Origin of the sequence: Marinomonas rhodophyticola (assembly GCF_026113935.1) — a bacterium.
GTDB classification, from domain to species: domain Bacteria; phylum Pseudomonadota; class Gammaproteobacteria; order Pseudomonadales; family Marinomonadaceae; genus Marinomonas; species Marinomonas rhodophyticola.
In genome coordinates this window covers 279,745-301,020 of sequence record NZ_JAPEUL010000004.1, presented here as the reverse complement: position 1 = coordinate 301,020, position 21,276 = coordinate 279,745, and the positions used below count along the sequence as shown (strand labels likewise).

The window sequence follows — 21,276 nt, the reverse complement described above, 5'->3', positions numbered from 1 at the left end:
CGTTTATTGATTCCATTTTCTGGCAAAACGTTCTAACGAGACACCAGCATAGCAACGCCCATTCCGCCACCAATGCACAAGGTCGCCAGTCCTTTTTTAAGGTCTTGACGTTGCATTTCATGGAGCAATGTAACCAGAATTCGACAACCAGAAGCGCCAATAGGATGACCTAATGCAACAGCACCACCATTGACGTTAACCTTGCTGGTATCCAAACCAAGCTCTTTGTTGACACACAAAGCCTGTACCGCAAACGCTTCATTGGCTTCAATTAGGTCCAAATCCGCCACTTGCCAATTGGCTTTTTTCAGCACTTTTTGCGTTGCTGCAATCGGACCGGTTCCCATAATGTCAGGATCAACTCCCGCACTGCTCGCAGCGTCAATCACAGCAATAATTGGCAGCCCTAAGCGCTTGGCTTCTGCATCCGAAGTGACTATCACCATGGCCGCACCATCGTTTAACGTAGAAGCATTACCTGCCGTAACCGTACCGTCGTTGGTAAACGCCGCACGCAATTTGCCAAGAGATTCCGCTGTGGTATCCAGGCGAATTTGTTCGTCCGCATCAACCATAAGCGGCTCGCCTTTACGCTGGGGAATGGAAACGGGCAAAATCTCGTCAACAAAGCGACCCGAGGCCTGAGCTTGCGCCGCTTTTTGCTGGGAGTTTGCCGCAAAGGCGTCTTGCTCTGCACGGCTAATATCCCAACGCTGGGCGATATTTTCAGCCGTTTGTCCCATGTGATAATCGTTAAAGGCATCCCACAAGCCGTCGGTCACCATGGAGTCCAACAGCTCCCAGTTGCCCATTTTTTTGCCTGAGCGACTATTGGGTAATACATGTGCCGCTTGACTCATGCTTTCTTGTCCGCCAGCAACCACCATCTTAGCGTCGCCATTCAACACAGCCTGCGCTGCCAGTTGCACGGCTTTTAACCCCGAACCACAGACCTTGTTAATCGTCATAGCAGATACATGCTTTGGTAATCCTGCATGAATCGCTGTTTGACGAGCTGGGTTTTGACCACAACCCGCTGCCAGTACTTGGCCTAAAATGACCTCATCAATGTGATCTTTGAGTAGCGGCTGCTTTGCCAACATACCAGACAATAATTGTGTCCCAATTTGAACAGCACTGAGGGAAGATAAAGCGCCATTAAAAGCACCAATGGGAGTTCGTGCTGCGGCAACGATAACGGCTTTCATAAACGAGTCCTTTTCACGATTGGTTAGATACGTTGTTAAGTAAGGAGTTAAGCGAATTGCATTTCTGGCACATGATCAGGAACGATCAATTTACCCTGTGTTTTTTCAATAATCTCCTCTACTGAAACACCAGTGCGCTCTTTCTTTCAACACAAAAGCACCGTCAGCAATTTCCAGCCAAGCTAAATCGGTGAGGACTTTTTTAATACAGCCTTTGCCAGTGAGCGGCAAGGAACAATTAGACAAGAGTTTGGATTCACCATCTTTAGAAGCATGAGTCATGGTGACAATGATATTCTCTGCGCCTGCGACCAAATCCATGGCACCGCCCATACCTTTGATCAGTTTGTTGGGAATCATCCACGAGGCAATATTACCGTTCACATCTACTTCAAACGCCCCCAATACCGTTAAATCCACATGACCACCACGGATCATGGCAAAGGATTCAGCGGAGGAAAAAATCGACGCGCCCTTTACTGTGGTAACTGTTTGTTTGCCCGCATTGATCATGTCTGCATCGATGGTTTCTTCCGTTGGGAACTCACCCATTCCCAATAAGCCATTCTCAGACTGCAGCATAACGTCCATATTGTCAGGGACGTAATTGGCGACCAAAGTCGGAATACCAATACCAAGGTTCACGTAAAAACCATCTTGTAATTCTTGGGCAACACGTTGCGCCATTTGTTTTCTTGTCAGTGACATAGGAAACCTCTTTTTATTCTGTTGTCGTACTATGCTGTTTTAACGGTTCTTTTTTCGATGCGTTTTTCAAAAGTACCCAGTACAACTCGATCCACATAAATACCGGGCGTATGGATGTGAGCAGGATCGAGTCTCGCCCACTTCGACAATTTCTTCCACTTCTACGACGGTAATTTTGCCGGCCGTCGCGGCGAGAGGATTAAAGTTTTGCGCGGTATGACGATAAATGACATTACCGTAACGGTCGGCTTTCCAGCCTTTAACGATGGCGAAGTCGCCAACAATAGCTTCTTCCAACAAGTATTCACGGCCATTAAAAACTTTGGTTTCTTTGCCTTCCGCCACCGGTGTGCCGACGCCAGTTGCAGTATAAAAAGCAGGAATACCGGCGCCACCAGCGCGCATTTTTTCTGCCAGCGTGCCTTGTGGAGTAAGTTCTACTTCTAATTCACCATTTAATAATTGCTTTTCGAACAAGGCATTTTCGCCAACATAAGACGACACCATTTTACGGATTTGCCTGTCTTCCAACAGAATGCCCAAACCAAAACCATCGACACCACAATTGTTCGACACGACGGTTAAACCTTTTGTGCCTTTGCGTTTGATCTCAGCGATCAAGTTTTCTGGAATACCACACAGACCAAAACCGCCCGCCAGCACCGTCATATCATCTTCTAGTCCGACCAAGGCGTCTTCAAAAGAGGCAACGACTTTATCAAAACCGGCCATAGTTCTTCTCCTAATTTGTTATTTTTAGCTTCCAGCCAGTTTGACCTAAGGACATAAATTAATTAAATTTGTTTTTTCTATTTATTAATAAGTTTTTTAAAACAATAATCACAAAGAAGTATTTTTAAATGAACGTCAAACAAGTGAAAGCCTTTCTCGCTGTCGCCGAGTCCATGAGCTTTGCCAGCGCTGCCACTCAGCTGCATTTATCACAGCCCGCTTTAAGTCTATCGATTAAAAGTTTAGAAGATAACTTAGGAGGGAAATTACTGACTCGCACAACACGCCACATCGCCTTAACACCCGAAGGCGAAGCCCTAGTGCCACTAGCCAGACGATTGTTAGCGCAATGGGAAAACGCCGAAGACGAAATGAAGCAACGCTTTGCATTGCAATTGGGGAAAATCACCATTGCTTCCATGCCGTCGTTCGCCGCGTCATTGCTGCCAAAAGCGATTCGTAATTACCATGCATCCTACCCGAATATTCAGGTCGCCATTGATGATGTGTTATCCGACATCGTCGTCGAAATGGTGCGAAATAACCAAGTAGAACTGGGAATTTCTTTCGAACCAAGTAACCTTGTGGATTTGTCTTTCCATCCCCTTTATGAAGACAGATTCATCGCCATCTTACCCAGAGATCATCCACTGGAAACCCAAGAAACGATTGCTTGGCAAGCCCTGTTAGAATACGACTTCATAACCTTACAGCGCCCTTCTAGCGTGCGCACCATGATAGAAAATACACTTCAAGAAGCTGGCATCGAACTCAATGTTGCCTTTGATGCGCACCAATTAGCCACCGTGGGACGCATGGTCAGCGAAGGCATGGGCGTGGCCGTCGTTCCCGCCCTATGTCGACAGCAAGCCATAGAACAAGGTGCCATCTGCCGACCCGTAATAGAACCGGAAATTCGCCGACGCGTTGGCGTCATCTGCCAACCCAGATCCAACCTCTCCATCGCTGCCGCAGCCATGCTCGATGTGCTGATTAATACTTATGCTTAAAAGCAAAATAATGAACAAAATAAGGAACGATGATAATCTTTTGCATTTAAGTCGCTTTCAGCCCTTATTTCTGTCGCTCAAAGGACTATCCTTTTTGTGTCTGGTGACAAAATAACCAGTCACGCACACAACAAAAACAACAGCAAAAAAGGATGTCGTTATGAGTACTCATGCAAATCGCGGTGTTATTTATCAAGGTAATGGCACGGTTAAAGTCGACGCTATTCCCTTCCCTGAATTGGCTATTGGCAAGCGCCGATGTGATCACGGTGTGATCTTGAAAGTGGTCACGACGAATATTTGTGGCAGTGATCAACACATGGTACGTGGTCGTACGACGGCACCAACTGGGTTGGTGTTGGGCCATGAGATCACGGGCGAAGTCATTGAATGTGGCCGCGATGTCGAATTCATTAAGGTCGGCGACCTTGTTTCCGTTCCCTTCAACATTGCATGCGGTCGTTGCCGCAACTGCAAAGAAGGCAAAACGGGAATCTGTCTAAACGTTAACCCTGCTCGCCCCGGTGCGGCTTATGGTTACGTAGACATGGGCGGTTGGGTCGGTGGTCAAGCCGATTACGTTATGGTGCCTTACGCTGACTTTAACTTATTGAAATTCCCAGATGCCGATCAAGCTCGTGAGAAAATCCAAAGCCTCACACTGCTGTCTGATATTTTCCCCACCGGTTTTCATGGCTGCGTGACCGCAGGTGTTGGTCCAGGTTCTACCGTGTATATCGCGGGCGCTGGCCCTGTTGGTTTGGCCGCGGCGGCTTCTGCGCATTTACTGGGTGCCGCCTGCGTGATTGTCGGTGATATGATCGAAGATCGACTCAATCAAGCGCGTTCTTTTGGCTGCGAAACCATCGATCTTAAGCAAGATGGCGATATTCAAGATAAGATCGAAGCGATTCTTGGAGATAGAGAAGTGGATGCGTTTGTGGATTGTGTGGGGTTTGAAGCGCATGCCTGTGGTTGTAATCACCATCAAGAATCCCCTGCTGTGGTATTGAACTCGGCAATGCAAATGACTCGCGCGGGCGGTCAAATTGGTATTCCTGGACTGTATGTTACCGAAGACCCAGGTGCCGTAGACAGTGCCGCACAGCAAGGTAGCTTGAGCATGCGCTTTGGTCTAGGTTGGGCAAAATCGCACTCTTTGCATACTGGACAATGCCCTGTGATGAAATATCATCGCGCCCTAATGCAAGCCATCTTGTTTGATAAAATCGACATTGCAAAAGCTGTGAATGTGCAGATGATTTCTCTTGATCAAGCACCACAAGGTTATGCGGATTTTGATGGCGGCGCCGCGAAGAAATTCGTGATCGACCCTCACAGAATGGTGAGTTAATCCTACTCTTCCTTTTCTTACGAAAAAACTCGTCAACGCTATGTTGACGAGTTTTTTTATGTGCAAACAAATAACGCGTTTTACGGATTTAAACCGTTTGTCAATGTAGAACCATCAATCGGTGCTGGCTGACCACCACCAAAACGATAGGTTAAAGAGCCTAAAACCCGCGGTGATGAGGTATCATAGATATCGGATACCGACTCTCCACCCACTTTTTTCCATGCAGCAAAAACATCGGCACTCCAATCACCGCGTTCATATTTTAATCCGACACCCGCACCTGCTAGATTACGTGTTTCACTTAGCAAAGAGGCGGTTGGTTTTGCATAGGTATTTATTCTACCCGCATCGTAAAATACATAAGGTGTGAAGTCGTTAATGTTATAACGCAGCTCTAACTGTGTGTAGTATCCCTCGTCGCCACCGCCGTTCTCGCCCGCTTCTCCAGAAGGGTATGCACGTACTGCACTCGTTCCGCCCAAATACAGGTCTTCAGAAGAGTCTAAGTTTTTGTTGGCATGTTGAGCGCTGCCTTTGACAAATAAACTGAACCCAGAAGGCAATGACTGAATACGCGCCACTTCTAATGTGGTTTTTACAAAATCGCCGTCACTATTCACTGTGTCATCATTATTAGAAAGATTACCCAAACCTACCGTGAGTGCTCCATAGGTAATACCGCCACCCAAATACTGATCTCGTGTATCAAATGTAAGAGCTAGAGGGACGCTGTTCACAAATTTTGTTAACTTGCTGTCGGCTGAACGATAAAAGTCCATCAAGTCTTTACGCTCTATATTGGCTTTTGCGTTCACGTTCGTCAGCTGTGAGCGAATCAACGGATAACTTAGCCCTACACTGTAAATACTTGAACTCCCAATGGCGTCCAACGATTCGTACTCTCTACCCAAGCTGTATTCGGTTCGGCTGAATGATGCATTAGCTCTTAAACCATTTGGCATAACTGGCAAGCTGTATCCCAAATAACCAAACAACATATTTTCATCGGTATACATCGCACGTGCATTAACTTCATCACCAAATGTGAGCATGTGTGCTTTTTTGACACCCGCCTGCACTCGGTTATAGCCAGTATAACGGCTGCCTTGGTTATCAATCGTGACATCGCCAAACATTTGCTGTTCTGGAATGAAAAGAACGTTTAGGTTGGCCGTTCCAGTTTTATCGCCAGGGCTAATAGAGGGTAAAGCTTTGTAGCCTGGAATATCATTCATGATCAATGAGATACGCTCTAGTTTACTGGATTCAATTACCTCATTAGGCTCAATAGTGGATAAATACGCTTGCGCTTTGGCTTGTATATCTTGAGTCGCTTTTACCGTTGCACGACCGTATTTTCCTTCCAATACATCGATTCGCAACTCTCCATTTTTCATACTCTGAGCTGGTATATAAGCTCTGGCAAATGGATAACCACGGTCACGGTAAAAAAGACTGATCTTATTGGCTAAGCTACGATAACCAGCCAAGTCATAAGGCTTGTCTAAAATATCACCTAAACTGGCCAATAATTCCTCTTCTGTAAATACTGACAAACCTGTAATTTGCAGTTTGCTCAATACAGCTTGCGGGCCTCCAGAAGACACTTCGGTTAGTGCATTTCCATCAAATTGAATATTAAAATCCGACGGTTCAGGCGCCACTAATCCTTGCTGAGTTTGTTGGATCAATGTTCCAGAGTTAACTGGTGGTAATGACTCCGCATTAGATGTCACAGAAGAAGTTGCCAATAACATCGCTACCGATAAATTCAAAGGTGTTGCTATACTTTTTTTGAGTAATACTCTTTTCATAAAATCTAACCTTAATCCTAATTTTCGGAAATTTATTATTCAACAGTCTCTTCTGTATTCGCGGCTTGATCAGGATTAACTGTATTTATGCCACCGTCCACTATAAACACCTGATTATCAAAGCTATTGCCGTTGTTAACTTGCGACAATAACATAGTATCCACTGAGGCTTCGCCTTGCGCTCCTGAACTCACCGAAGTCGTTGAGCTTGTAGACGCTATCGCAACCACTTGCATTCCCCCAACAGCGACCACTGGAGCATTACCCAAATTTGGTCGAGGAATAACCACAGGTGCTGGTGGGGGAGCAGGAATGAATACCACAGGAGGATTGTTAGGGTTGATATCAGCAATTGTTGTCATTGTGCTTGCTGGTGCGGTTAAACTGCCCAAAGCATCTTTCACCATAACAATGTAGTTAGCTGCATCGATACCAGCAACGCTTAGACCATTAATGGTCACCGTTTTATCTATTCCTACCATTTCATCCGAGAAGTTCGCATCGGTAAAAGTCAAAAAGACGTTTTCATTGCCAACCACACCATTGACGACCAATGGATTATTACTGTCGTTAAGGTTCCTTAGATTAAGATTTTCTGCTGCTATCGTTAACGTTGTTTTAGCCTCTGTTTTCGCATCGAATATTTTATCTTGTGTTTTTGCGACAGCCACTAGCGGACGGACATTGATTGTCGCGCCACCTGTTGCGGTGATAGGTAGAGTGTAATTTGATTTTAAAGTGTCATCGCCAGCTTCAAAGTCACCTGAAACCAAACGGGTAGTGACACTGTTAGCATCAGCAACATCTTTATCGTTATAAGCCCCAGTTGCTTTATTAACGGTAAAACTTTCACCGGTAACTAGGTTGGCTATACTGTAATTGTCATTAGTGAGCGTAGCAGTCGTATTACCGTCATACACTTTTGTTGGCGTATTGATTATAGAAGCCGTCAGCGTTCTTACCGTAATGCTGCCTGCACCTGTCGCGGTCACTGGCATGATGTAATTGCTTGCTAGAGTGTCATTCTCTTGAGTGAAATCTCCTTCAGCTAAACTGGTCGTGACAGTGCTAGCGTCCACAACGTCTTTATCGTTGTAAGCCCCTGTTGTTTTGGTAACAATGAAGCTTTCGCCATCGACCAAGTTAGCAATGCTAAAATTGCCATTGGTCAATGTTGCATCGGTATTACCATCGTACACTTTTGTTGGCGTATCAATAATCGAAGCAGTAAGCGTTCTGGCGGTAATACTACCTTCCTGAAGCAATCACAGGCATAGTGTAATTACTCGCTAACGTATCACTTCCTTCAGTGAAGTCCCCTTCAGCTAGGCTAGTAGTAACATTGCTGGCGTCAAGCACGTCTTTATCGTTATAAGTCCCTGTTGATTTACTAACGGTGAAGCTTTCTCCATCCACTAAGTTCGCTATGCTGAAATTAGCATTAGTCAATGTCGCATCCGTATTACCGTCATAGACTTTAGTAGGTGTATCAGTAATCGAAGCGGTCAGCGTTCGTTTAGTAATGCCACCAGTACCTGTTGCCGCAGTCGGTAATACGTAGTTGGAAGCTAACGTTCCATCGGCTTCAACGAAGTCACTCGATGCCAAACTGGTTGTAACACTACTGGCATTAACAACATCTTTAGAATTATAGGTCCCAGTTTCCTTACTAACCGTCAGCATTTCACTACCAATAAAACCACTTAAATCAAAATTACTATTGGTCAACGCTGCCGTTGTATTACCGTCATAAACCTTGGTAACGTCAATTAAACTTACCGTTAAAGCTTTAGGCGTAACGATATAAGTATAGGTGTCGTTAGGACCTGATACGTTGTAACCCAACTCTTCTGCACCTGTTACAGCACCAGTATGAGTGATTGTATAAGTGTCCGCATTTTTAATCGTTTTATCATCTGCAACTTGCCAAACTAATGAATCTGTAAACTGTGTTTTATCGTTATTTACATCACCTGTAATCCCACCAGTTGAAGGCACTAAGGTAATACCGTCATACTCTTTTCCAGAAGCAAACCCTATGGTCAATGTAGGTTGCTCACGGTAAATAGCGTAATTACCCGTGCCTAAAGCTGCCGTGTAATTGGTATTTGTTTCATCGCTGTTGTAGCGGTAACGACCGTTACCAAAATTATACGAACCACTGTCTTCGATACTGCCGGTATATACGGTTGCTCGCCCTCCACTTCCTGTAGACAAAGTACTGTTTAATAGAACATTGCCACCTGTAGCCATACCTACTGTAGTATCTGAGCCTGCATTAAGCGTTATTGCACCATTTGCCGCTGAAGTGGTCGTAATGTTGTTATTCACCGTTAAATCATCGGTTTTAGTGGCAATATTTATGGTACCTGTTGCTGATACGCCACTTACAGAAGACAAACTACCGATAGTCAGCGCCTTGTTGGTTGTAACATCTAGGTTAGCAACGCCCGTTGCTGCTAAGGTTCCAGCGACAAAATCACCACCAGTAGTCGTCCCTATATTGCCAGTGATGGTGTAGTTCGCAGGTCCTTTCAATAATAAGTTACCCGCACTTAGATCACTCCAAGTAAAAGAACCGCCGTCCAGTTGACCAACAGTAAGTAAGCCCGTCGTAGAATACTTAGTGATATCAAAGGCCGTATTTAAATTACCGCCACCTATCATACTGAAGTTATTAAACGTTGTTTCTGTAGAATCTCTCAAAGTTATCGCGCCATTGTTGGCTACGAAAGTCACTGCTCCCTGATTACCACTGGTGTCTATTGCAAAGGAGTTGGCTGGATCATTATTAGTAAGCTTGGCACCTGCGCTACCAACGGTTACAGATCCTGCAGAAACGCCCGATGTCGTTGATATTTGGCCAAAAACAAAACCGGTGTAGGTATCAATCGACACATCGTTGGCTAATACTACTTCAGAGCCTAATACGTCAATATTAGCCTGATTGGATTGTAAGCTACCGTTAAGGGTAATAGTGGACCCAGTATAACTTTGCGCACTGGTTGTTGTGTAAGAAGAACCTGAATTTTTAGTCGTGGTGACCGCTGGCAATATAATTGTGCCAGAGGACGTTGACCCCGAAGTATTAACCGTCATCGAACCTGCGCTAAATGTGCCTGTGGTTGAGGCAGGGTACAGATTAACGTCGCCACCATTACCTCCTGTCGCACTGGTATTGAAGACATAATTACGAACTGAGCTGCCTGATAAGCTGTAACCAGAGAAGGTGATATCACCACTATCAGCGATTGACTGATTAGTATCAATGGTCACTCCTGGGATATTCGTTGCGGATGAAGTCGATTCTCCACCACTTAAAGCAACATTACCTGTTGCTGTAAAATCACCATTAAGCGCAAAACTTGCCCCCGTTAATGAAATCGAACCATCTTGTTCCGTCGTTACTCCAGAGCCTATGAAGGATAGTCCTGTTAAGTATGAACCTGCACTATTGGTGGCATTCATGTCTGTGGTGATACTTCCACCTGAACTGTCATTGGAGCTTGAATCAAGCGTTAACGTAGCCGATACGCCTGTATTGGCGGAAATATCAACGCCTCTACTGCCCGAACTATTATTCAGTGAGATGCTACCTGAACTTCCTACTGATGTTGTATTGCTGGCATTATCTGCATTGCTATCAATGCGCGATGAACCGGCAAGTTTAAACGTATTACTCGTTAGTGATATATTTCCGCCATTGGTATTCACATCGCCATTTAACGTAATACTGTTATTGTATGAAGTCACATTAAAATAGCCGGTACCACCATAAATGTTGTTAACTTGAATGTCTTTATAGTAGGCATACAAATCAAAATTACGATTAAAACCAGACAAATCTATGCTACTAGCGTCTAGGGTAATAAGACCGTTGCCCGTATCTGAGTAATTAAGGTTTTCAATGACAGAATCATTGTCAAACAAATCAATAGCTACAGTATGCGCTCTTGCCGTGCTATCAGTGCTTGAATAATTGACTTTAATGGTTTTAAAGTGCTCAGCAGACAGCTCATTAATAGCAATATCACCGCTTTCATTATTAATAGTCAGTACATTACTGCCCACATTTGCTTCACCCGTTTCTCCGCCTTTGGCGACTTTAAGGGTATAGCCATCGCCACCAATTGAAGCGGTACTTGTCGTATTATAGGCCGTTGTTAAATTCAAGTTACCAACGGTCACAGTAGCAGTATTTGGATTAGCCAGTGTTGTAGGCGTTATTGAACCATTACCCTGAACATGATTAGTAGAGTAGGCCGAAATACTTTTTCCATAATAGGATGTCAATGAAAGCGTTGCGGCACCAATATCAATGGCATTATCTGCCATGATAATATCTCTTGATTGAGAAATAGATAAGCCAGTCTTTAAGCTAACATTTTTATTGTCTGTTTTAATACCTGACAATTTATTCGTATCATCAATGGTATGAACAATAGTTTTCGCATCCGCGGTGGTTTCTATGTTGAAGAAGTCACCATTGGTGGACAGAATGTGATGATGGCCAGCGACATTCGCATTGCTATCAACAGCCGAAAAGGTAATGCTGTTAAAGTCACTATTACGAAGCCAAGTTGAACCACCAGAGTTATTCACATTTAATGTATTAGCTGTCACCTCTAGAGCATTACTCCAGTCGTCACCACTATTTTTAACACCAAAGTTACTGGCATTTAAGTTTAATGTTCCATTTTGGATATAAATTTCTTTATTACTAAAGTCATCTGGTGCTGACGTTGAACTGTAATCCACTGCAGCATTATCTGCCTTAATTTCACCGTAAGTGGATCCAGATAGTGCCGTTAACGTTAAATTCAATCCCGTTCCGTCTAAAACAGAATTGTCAGACGAATTAACTGATGTCGATCCTCCCGTTGCGACAATGGCACCATTTTCCAAGGTGATATTGGGTGCTTGAATCGTTATATTTTTATAAGAAGTTGTATCAACTAATCCACCTGTGGCAATGGTGAGCAAACCGTTTTCATCCGTTGTCGCTAGCAGTCTATGCGAGCCATCGTCATTAAACTCTATACGTTGAGTTGTGTCTGCGGTAGTGGTATCTGTTGTTAAGTTTAGGGTCGAAAAATTAGCATCATCGTACCCATTGGCAAATTTAATATATGAGTTTCCGCCAGTATTGGTAATATTAATGGTTCCATTACTACTAGAGAATAATACTAGAGAGTCTTCAGAACCAATATTCTCAGCACTCGTCACATTTACCATTGCGGACGAAGAGTTCGTGCTAATTTTGGTAGAGTCTGTACTTGCGCCAATAATTGAACCGCCGGCTTCTAAAGTTAAAGAAGTCGGAACCGTGGCTACCTGCTCATAATTAGGCGTACCAGAACGATTAGCGTTGGTTTCCGTTTCATTATTATAGCCGGAAGAACTGGCTGTAGAATTTATCGAGTAAGATTTACCAGTGGCATCTCCAGTCGGCAAATTAATATCATCTGTCACCTTTAATACTAAAGAACCGCTGCCAACATTTATTTGACTGCCCGTATTCATGGTGAAGTTTTCAGCAGAAGCGGTGACAATGTCATGATAGGTCTGGTTATTATAGGCAAATACAACGCCATTAGTCGCTTGCCCTAATGTCACTGAGCCAACATAAAAATTGCCATTATTCGTTGTTACACTGCCGTTAGAACCAAAAATAACATCACCGCCACCAGTCGCATCGTTATTCGCGGTAAGAATCAGGTTGAGACGTTGCTGTTCTGAACTGATTGCGCCATTCACCGTAATATTGCTAGTTGACGTAACGGTCAGTGTTGTGTCTGTTGTAATATCATAAACTGGTTGCGGTGCGGTACCACTGGTACCGGCAGATACTTTGGTGATGCTATTGTTAATCGTAATACCACCAAAATCGGCGCTAGTAATCTCGGTATCGGTTAAATCTTTTAGATTATTTTGGCCCGCTAAGGTTTCACTTAAGGTCACTTTGGCGCTACTGGCCGTCAGCGTATAATTGGCTGTTTTTAACGCATCAGATATGGTTTGCCCAGTAATATCACCTCCGGTTGCCGCTACGACGGTATCAAACGTCGAAACGGGCGTTTTCCAGATTCCGTTTGCTGTATTACCCGCTGTTGTGACGTTAGCACTGGTATTTAAAAACACGGATTGACCATTGGTGATAATCGTACCACCTGTACCATTGGTCGTGCTGGCGTTTAACACGCCCTCAAGACTAATAAAGTCCGCCGATGTAGAAGCATTTTTTGCTAAAGTAATGTTACCACCATTAGCCGTTGTGCTACTGGCATCCAAAATGCCCTTCTGAGTGATGTTTGTACCATACAAAGTAATACTTGCTGGAGACGTAAGGGTTTTACCACTCTCTACGATGATGTCATTCGCAGACGTTAGCGTTAAAGCACCACCCGCGGTTAGATTTTCAGATACGGTAATATCACCGTCTACAGTCGAAACACTTAATGCCCCAGACGTGATAATAGAGCCTAACTGAGAAGTCTCTGTCGTTATATCAGATGCGCCTACTAGTTCTTTTGCACTGACAAACTCAACACTTCCAGTATTAGCGGTTAGTGTTCCAATAGAGTTGCCCTCATTCGTCAGAGTATGCGAGCCACCAGCGCCCAGTAAGTTCAAGTTTTGCCCACCGGTAATCGCACCAGTTTGAGTCACTGTGCCCGTTGACTGTAAAGTCAATGCGTCGTTAAACGCAGTGGCACCAATGGTAATATCGCCTGATTGACTGGAATCACCAATCACAATGCCTGAGAAACCATCCGCAATTTTTGAGACAAAATCAGCAGAAAGTAGTTGAAGTGTGTCCACTGCATTATCGTCAATCGTATCCACAATACTAATCGCGTCGCTGGCGGCATCGCTCGTAATATTCAATGTACCCGAGCCAGAAATGACTTTGCCTTCGGCTGCCGAAAACTCACCCACTTTTAACGTCAGATTATTCGCACCAGCGGCTAGATTATTACTGACTGACAAAGCACCACTGGTTTGCAGTGTTGTTGCGTCTTTAAAGGTTGTGTCTGCACCAATTTCAATACCGCCGGTATGATCGGCGCCACCTATGATTATATTTGCAAACCCATCAGCAAAATCCGTACTAATGTTTGTGGTCGTTAATTGCAGAGCACCGTCTGTTGTACCACCTACATCAATGAGTTTATCTGCTGTTTTAGTGGTAATTTGCAAGTTGCCTGAACCAGCCAGTGTTTTTCCATCCGCTATCGTTAAAGCGTCGGTATTGAATGTGATGTTACCAGCACCAGTGACGATATTGTCATTAATGGTTAACGAGTCAGACGTCAGGCTCAAAGCTCCTGTTGTCGTAATATCACCAGTGGTTTGCGCGGAACCATTTACCAACTCCACGCTACCAGTGTTGGCGGTTAGATTGCCAATGGCATTATCTGCATTAGTCAGGGTATGCGTGCCACCTAAGCCAAGTAAATTCAAGTCTTGTCCACCGGTAATGGCTCCGGTTTGGGTGACTGCGCCAGAAGTTTGTAATGTTAATGCATTGTCTAGAGCAATAGCGGCAAGAGTAATGTTGCCTGATTGGCTCGCACTACCTATTACAACCTCCGAGAAACCTTCGGCAAAGTCAGTATTAATATTGTCTGCTGTCAGTTGCAGATCCCCCTCTGCTCCACCGATACCTATGGTTTTGCTGTCAGTATTAGAAGCAACAGTCAGTACACCGCTACCAGAAATGGTTTGATCAGTAGCAACTGAAAGAGTACCCACTTTTAACGTCAGATTGTTCGCACCAGCCGCTAGATTATGGTCAACAGATAAGTCTCCACTGGTTTGCATTGTAACAGCGGCGGCCAAGGTAGAATCTTCTACAATATTAATGTCACCTGTTTGATCTGCTCCACCAATGACAATGTCAGAAAAACCATTTGCAATTTTGCTACCAAAATCCGCTGCATTTAATTGCTGGCTTGTCCCACCAATGTCAATCGCTTCGTTGTCTGTTTCAGAAGCAACCGTCAACACACCTGTACCAGAAATGGTTTTATCATCTGCTATAGTGAGCTGGCCTACTTTTAGCGTCAGGTTATTTGCGAGGGCATCTAGATCATTGTTAACCAATAAAATACCGTCCGTTTGCAATGTTGTCGCATCATTAAGCGTGGTGTCTGCACCAATTTCAATGCCACCAGTATGACCAGTATGATCGGCACTGCCTATGGTTATAGCTGAGAAACCATCGACAAAATCACCAGTCAAAATTTGCAAAGTCCCAGAACCGCCATTAACACCAATCGTTGTGGTGGCTGTTTTGGCGGCTATCTGTAAAGCCCCCTCTCCAGCAACCGTCTTGCCACTCGCAACCGTTAGAACGTCGGTATTAAATGTGATGTTACCCGCACCTGTGGCAATGTTTTCATTGATGGTTAAGGAATCAGAAGTCAGGTTAAGTGCACCGGTTGTGGTAATCGCGCCAGTGGTTTGTGCAGAGCCATTCACCAATTCCACACTGCCAGTATTAGCCGTAAGCGTGCCAATCTGATTGTTAGCGTTGGTAAGAATGTATGTTCCCTCTGTGCCAAGCAAGCTTAAAGCTTGCCCCCCTAAAATAACACTGTCTTGCGTCACAGTACCCGTTGAAGAAAGTGCGACTGCCCCTGTCGTGGCAATCGTCCCAAGAGAAAAATCATGATTGTTGGTAACGCTTAAGGTGCCGGTATTAGCGGCCAACGAAGCAATCTCATTGCCAGCGTTGGTTAGAGTATATGTGCCTGAACCTTGTAAGTTTAGAGCTTGCCCTCCTGTAATGGCGCCAGTTTGCGTAACTGCACCAGTGGAAGACAGTTCAACATCGCCTGTGGTGACGATAGACCCGAGGGAAAAATCTTGGTTGTTGGTAACATTCAAGCTACCTGTATTTGCAGTAAGCGTGCCAATCGCATTAGATGTATTGGTTAGGGTGTATGTTCCCCCTGTGCCAAGTAGGTTTACATTTTGCCCGCCAGTAATAGCACCTGTTTGTGTTACTGTACCAGTGGAAGACAGCTCAACATCGCCTGTTGTTATAATAGATCCAAGAGAGAAATCATGATTGTTGGTAACACTTAAACTGCCTGTATTGGCAGCCAACGAAGCAATGTCATTGCCCGTGTTATTTAGAGTATACGCACCATCCACACCAGATAGAATTAATGCTTGACCGCCCGTGATGGCCGTATCACTCGCTTGTGTAACGGTACCCGTACTGGATAACTGAACAGCACCTGTTGTAGCAATATTTCCTAAAATAAAGCTCTCACCTCGGAAGGTCAAGGTGCCGCTGGTGGCCGTTAACTGGCCTATCGCATTGTCAGCATTATTTAACGTGTGAGACCCACCACCTACCAATGTCAGGTTTTGATCACCGGTAATAGCGCCGCTTTGAGTGATGTCACCTGTGGTTTGCAGTGTCAATGCATCATTTAATACGGTGGCATCAACATCAATGTTTCCTGACTGATTCGCATCACCAATCGTGATATCTGAGAATCCATCGACAAAGTCTGTACTAAAATTAGTCGCCGTGATTTGCAAAGTGCCTGTTCCACCACCAATACCAATGGTTGTGGCTGCTGTTTTGGCCGCTATTTGTAGTGAACCCGTACTTTTGACAGTGCCGCTGGTAACAGCCAGTGCATCAGTATTAAATGTTATGTCCCCAGCACTGGCATCGATATCTCCATTGATCGTCAGCGCATCAGAGGTCAGGCTCAATGCGCCTGTTGTGGTAATTTCACCAGTGGTTTGAGCTAAACTATTCACCAACTCCACACTGCCAGTATTAGCCGTAAGCGTGCCAATCTGATTGTTAGCGTTGGTAAGAATGTATGTTCCCTCTGTGCCAAGCAAGCTTAAAGCTTGCCCCCCTAAAATAACACTGTCTTGCGTCACAGTACCCGTTGAAGAAAGTTCGACTGCCCCTGTCGTGGCAATCGTCCCAAGAGAAAAATCATGATTGTTGGTAACACTTAAGGTGCCGGTATTAGCGGCCAACGAAGCAATCTCATTGCCAGCGTTGGTTAGAGTATATGTGCCTGAACCTTGTAGGTTTAGAGCTTGCCCTCCTGTAATGGCGCCAGTTTGCGTAACTGCGCCAGTGGAAGACAGTTCAACATCGCCTGTGGTAACGATAGACCCAAGAGAAAAATCTTGGTTGTTGGTAACATTCAAGCTACCTGTATCTGCAGTAAGAGTACCAAACCCATTAGATGCATTGGTTAGGGTGTATGTTCCCCCTGTGCCAAGTAGATTTACATTTTGCCCGCCAGTAATAGCACCCGTTTGAGTTACCGTGCCAGTGGAAGATAGTTCAACCGTACCTGTTGACGTAATGCTCCCTAAACTAATATCACCCGAGGATAAAATGTTAACGTTACCCGCTGCTGTAGTTATAGCTTGTGTCGTCACACTTGCCGCAGGACTCGTGTCTGTTGCACCACCAATCCAAACATCACCGCCATTCGTGTCAATCGAAGATCCAGCCCCCATGCTGACACTACCTGAACTATTACTGTCGTTGTCTGCACGAAGCACGGTGTTCAGTGCTCCAGTTGTCGAGGTAATAGACACGTTTTCATTAATAACAATATTATTTGCAGCGGTTAGGGTAAGCGTTGCATCCGCCCCCGATGATTTCAAAATATTCGCAGCAACGGTGATATCACCCTCACCAGCCACTTCTGAATCTGTCTGAACCGTAACACTGGTACCTGCATTTAACGCCGTCTCGATTGTTTCTGCGCCAATATCGCTTTCGGTTTCGCCACTTGTCAAACTACCACCGCTGCCTGCGCTAATAGTTATATTTGTTGGATCAAGCAACCATTCTGAGGCTTTTACTGTGGTGCCTTTCGCAACATTCAACACACTACCGGAGGTTTCGATTTTACCACCCTTTGTGTTCTTACCTTTTCCTTGGGCACTGAGGTTGCCAGCCACTTTGGTCACACTGTCAGCATTCTTTATGTCTGACCAAACAACAACTTTACCGCCGTCACCCAGTGTCGTAGCGTTGGCTGAAATTTGGCTAGTTTCAGTCAAAGTCACTTTAGTCGCATGTGAATACTGATCGGCATTTTCACCCTGCCAATCACCACCGATTAAGATTTGGCCACCACCTGTTGCCCCGTCAGCGACTAATGTGCCGCTATTAGTAATGTCATCGCCCATAAAGACGATTTCGCCACCTTGAGATACCAAGCTCGTGGCTTCCACAATACCGGTATTATTAACAACACTCGCAGCAAGATCACCAGCCGCTTTTGCGGTAAGCAAAATATGTCCGCCGTCGGCTCTAATTGCTCCACCATTTTGAATCAATGCATCAATCGCGCCTTTTTGCACCTCGATACTTACTGTGCCACCCAAATTCACTAATACAGAATCACCTGCCGCCAACCGAACGCTACCTTGGTTAGCGAGAATATCACCCGTATTTTCAATCTTTGCGGCAATCATAACGACATAGCCACCTTCCGCTGCAACCAAACGCCCTTGGTTAACAACCGCATTGCCATTACTGCCTTCAAACACAAAATTGTCAGCGCTAAAATTCTCATCGGTTAAGTTACGTGTAGAAGCAATTAATCCCCCAACGTTAACCTGTGCTGTGGTACCAAATAAAATACCATTAGGATTTATAAGAAAGACTTGACCGTTGGCATTAATAGCACCCTGAATACTGGACACATCAGATCCAGTCACACGGTTTAACGCAACAGAGGAAGAGGAAGGTTGAATGAAGTTAACGGCACTGTCTTTACCAACACTAAACGATGCCCAATCAATGGATATTTTATTAGTATTTTGAGTAATATTTAGCGTATTCGCATCAGGCTGGGAAATACTACCTGAACCTAAATTGACGGTTCCATTCGTTGGTAATGCATCGGCATAAACTTGAGCACTTACCAGAAACACGCCCCCCACGATTAAAGGTAATCGTGCTCGGTGACGGCGGCCATGATTTTTCTTTTTCTTGGCACTTTTGCCAATTTCACTTACAGCTTGCCAAACACCTAACGACGAATTCCAGATAACGCGGTAAATACGGTTCATAGACCAACCTTGTGTAATGTTTGAGATTCACATAGATTAGCTTAAGCCTCTTTAAAACGTCCTTATTTTTTCAATATTTTTTACCACTTTATTGTCACTTCTTGTTAACTATTGTAAGTCGGCTCGATGGACATTTTATCGCTAGAGAGCATTCGCTCTGTATATTCCAAAACGGACACTCCGACGTGCTCAACAAAACTAAAACAATATCAGTTGTATTTAATTATTTTTAAAACGTCCAAGACAGTGTTTCTGAAAAGCCGAGAGCACCTTGGGAAGATTTTCTGGTAAATCTTCGGCGATTAAACCAATGCCAACATTATTACCTACCTCACCATGCAACCAAACCGCCGCTGCAGCCGCATCAAATGGTGACATGCCTTGTGCAAGTAAGCCGACGATAAAGCCAGCCAATACATCCCCGGACCCTCCCGTGGCAAGATACGCTGGCGCATTGGCATTGATAATTGCTCGGCCATCTGGCGAGACAATCACCGTATCTGCGCCCTTTAACACCACGACAGCACCGCTTAATTTGGCAGCCATACGCGCTCGCGTTAATTTGTCGTCAGGATGGCTTTTATTAACTTCAGGAAACAGTCGCGCAAACTCGCCTTCGTGGGGGGTCATCACGCAAGGACCATTAATGGCGTCAAACAGAGTTTGTGGGTCTTCTGCAAATGCACTGAGCGCATCCGCATCCAACACGGTGGCACGATTCGTTTCCAGTGCTGTGACCACGATTTTTCGCGTGCGAATCCGTTCAAATCCCGCCAATCCGGCCCCAGGCCCAACGGCAATGGCGTTATATCGCGGATCTAATAGCAACTCTTCAAAATCTTCTTGTTCTTGACTCACCTCTAGCTTCGCTACCATCACGCTCGTCATCGCAGTCGCATACACAGGCCACACTTTAATCGGCACAGCCAAAGTTACTAACCCAGCCCCGATTCGCATAGCGCCACGAGCTGTTAAACGACTGGCGCCTGTCATATTCTCCCCGCCGTAAATCAGCGCATGACCACGGTGAAATTTATGTCCATCCGTCCGCGGCCAAGGATAATCTCGGTACCAAAGTTCAGGGCTATTTTCCCACGCCTGAAGGTTTAATTCGTTCAATACAGTCTCAGGAATACCGATGTCCGCAACCACAATTTTACCGCATAAATCTCGACCGGGAAGTAGCAAATGCCCAGGCTTTTTACGAAAGAAGGTCACCGTTAGCTCAGCGGGCGCAACCAATCCAAGAGCTGCGCCTGTGGTACCATCCAGTCCACTCGGCACATCAATCGCACACACCGGAATATCACGCGCTATTATGGCCTCGACCATGTCTCGCGCTTTACCCTCCAACGGCCGAGTCAAACCCGCACCAAACATGGCATCGATAACCAAATCGGATTGGTCTAATACGTTGACAGAATAATCTTCGACCTCGCCCTGCCAATCCTGATAAAAATGCGCCGCTTCTAGCGATAGCTTTTCAACCGAACCCAAAAAGGCCAAGCGAACAGGCCAATCAGCAGCTTTTAAAAGCTTGGCGGCCACAAAACCATCGCCACCATTATTACCCGGCCCACACAACACCAATACCGAACATCTAGACCAATGCTCAAGCACAGCGTCAGCGACTGCCTTTCCGGCTGCGGCCATCAAATCTATCGCAGGCACACCAGCCACCACAGCGGCTCGGTCCGCCTTCCCCATTTCGATGGCGGTTAGTAAAAGACGATTATTGGCGGGTGTCGTAATGGAGCTTGGCATAAAATACATTCCTAGAACTAACTGTCGCTCATATAATAAAGATGAACAGCCGTTATAGATACACCAAAACCACAATACCCCTTTCCCCTAGAAGCAGATTCACTTCACCATGCTCACACAAAGCTAAAGTAGAGGTAAGCGTTGTATATGCTATAACAAAGCGCTAGCAAACCACCTTCTATTCGATTAATACGACGACGCCCTAAAATGCCATATCCGAGAACAAATAGAGACAAAGTCAGAGAAGACATAATAACCCAATCACGATACAAGACATGACTCTCTACTGTCATTGGATGAATGGCACCAGCCAGACCAATAACAACTAAGGTGTTAAATAGGTTAGAACCAATCACGTTGCCTATAGCAAGGTCATGTTCACTCTTTCTAACCGCACTGATGGATGCAGCCAATTCAGGTAAAGACGTACCCAAAGCAATGATGGTTAAACCTATCACTAAATCACTGACATTAAAGAATTCAGCCACATTAATGGCTCCCCACACTAAAAAGCGGGAGCCTCAGCGTTAATAAAATCAGCCCCACAACAACCCAAAAGAAAGCATTTCTAATTGGCATTACTTTTTCAGCCAACTCAGCTT

Annotated in this window: 8 protein-coding genes and 2 pseudogenes; 2 read left to right on the top strand and 8 right to left on the bottom strand. The window is 45.0% G+C overall.

Annotated features, from left to right (window positions below):
• Positions 1 to 32: 32 nt before the first annotated feature.
• From ONZ52_RS02070 to ONZ52_RS02060, 3 genes and pseudogenes are all read right to left on the bottom strand, one after another.
• Complete coding sequence (locus ONZ52_RS02070) at positions 33 to 1,208, bottom strand: acetyl-CoA C-acetyltransferase (RefSeq protein ID WP_265216971.1); 1,176 nt, start codon at positions 1,206 to 1,208, stop codon at positions 33 to 35.
• Between the two features lie 47 nt (positions 1,209 to 1,255).
• Positions 1,256 to 1,916, bottom strand: a pseudogene (locus ONZ52_RS02065) (CoA transferase subunit B).
• Between the two features lie 29 nt (positions 1,917 to 1,945).
• Positions 1,946 to 2,648, bottom strand: a pseudogene (locus ONZ52_RS02060) (CoA transferase subunit A).
• A 128-nt stretch (positions 2,649 to 2,776) separates the two neighbouring features.
• Here ONZ52_RS02060 and ONZ52_RS02055 point away from each other — a divergent pair.
• Positions 2,777 to 3,658: a LysR family transcriptional regulator gene (locus ONZ52_RS02055; RefSeq protein WP_265216970.1), complete on the top strand. Its 882-nt coding sequence runs from the start codon at positions 2,777 to 2,779 to the stop codon at positions 3,656 to 3,658.
• Between the two features lie 160 nt (positions 3,659 to 3,818).
• Positions 3,819 to 5,012, top strand: coding sequence for a formaldehyde dehydrogenase, glutathione-independent (fdhA, locus tag ONZ52_RS02050; RefSeq protein WP_265216969.1), 1,194 nt, complete (start codon positions 3,819 to 3,821; stop codon positions 5,010 to 5,012).
• An 80-nt stretch (positions 5,013 to 5,092) separates the two neighbouring features.
• Here the strand turns inward: fdhA and ONZ52_RS02045 are convergent, their stop codons facing one another.
• The 5 genes from ONZ52_RS02045 to ONZ52_RS24505 form a co-directional block, all read right to left on the bottom strand.
• The gene (locus ONZ52_RS02045) at positions 5,093 to 6,829 is read right to left on the bottom strand and encodes a ShlB/FhaC/HecB family hemolysin secretion/activation protein (protein WP_265216968.1); all 1,737 of its coding nucleotides are present in this window, start codon (positions 6,827 to 6,829) and stop codon (positions 5,093 to 5,095) included.
• Between the two features lie 35 nt (positions 6,830 to 6,864).
• Positions 6,865 to 8,094, bottom strand: a complete 1,230-nt coding sequence (locus tag ONZ52_RS02040; RefSeq protein WP_265216967.1) for a YDG domain-containing protein — start codon at positions 8,092 to 8,094, stop codon at positions 6,865 to 6,867.
• Complete coding sequence (locus ONZ52_RS02035) at positions 8,078 to 18,910, bottom strand: two-partner secretion domain-containing protein (protein WP_265216966.1); 10,833 nt, start codon at positions 18,908 to 18,910, stop codon at positions 8,078 to 8,080. Before ONZ52_RS02035 ends, ONZ52_RS02040 begins: the two co-directional genes overlap by 17 nt.
• 219 nt (positions 18,911 to 19,129) lie before the next feature.
• A complete protein-coding gene (locus tag ONZ52_RS02030; RefSeq protein ID WP_265216965.1) occupies positions 19,130 to 20,674 on the bottom strand; it encodes an NAD(P)H-hydrate dehydratase in 1,545 nt (514 codons plus the stop codon).
• Between the two features lie 113 nt (positions 20,675 to 20,787).
• Positions 20,788 to 21,180 (bottom strand): sodium:calcium antiporter, encoded by a 393-nt coding sequence (locus ONZ52_RS24505; RefSeq protein WP_321160235.1) that lies wholly within the window; start codon positions 21,178 to 21,180, stop codon positions 20,788 to 20,790.
• Positions 21,181 to 21,276 lie beyond the last annotated feature (96 nt).

What these genes read in the sequence shown, in the direction of transcription:
- fdhA (WP_265216969.1), top strand. Translation starts at nt 3,819, where the DNA reads ATGAGTACTCATGCAAATCGCGGTGTTATTTATCAAGGTAATGGCACG.
- ONZ52_RS02030 (WP_265216965.1), bottom strand. Translation starts at nt 20,674, where the DNA reads ATGCCAAGCTCCATTACGACACCCGCCAATAATCGTCTTTTACTAACC.
- ONZ52_RS02035 (WP_265216966.1), bottom strand. Translation starts at nt 18,910, where the DNA reads ATGAACCGTATTTACCGCGTTATCTGGAATTCGTCGTTAGGTGTTTGG.
- ONZ52_RS02045 (WP_265216968.1), bottom strand. Translation starts at nt 6,829, where the DNA reads ATGAAAAGAGTATTACTCAAAAAAAGTATAGCAACACCTTTGAATTTA.
- ONZ52_RS02070 (WP_265216971.1), bottom strand. Translation starts at nt 1,208, where the DNA reads ATGAAAGCCGTTATCGTTGCCGCAGCACGAACTCCCATTGGTGCTTTT.
- ONZ52_RS02055 (WP_265216970.1), top strand. Translation starts at nt 2,777, where the DNA reads ATGAACGTCAAACAAGTGAAAGCCTTTCTCGCTGTCGCCGAGTCCATG.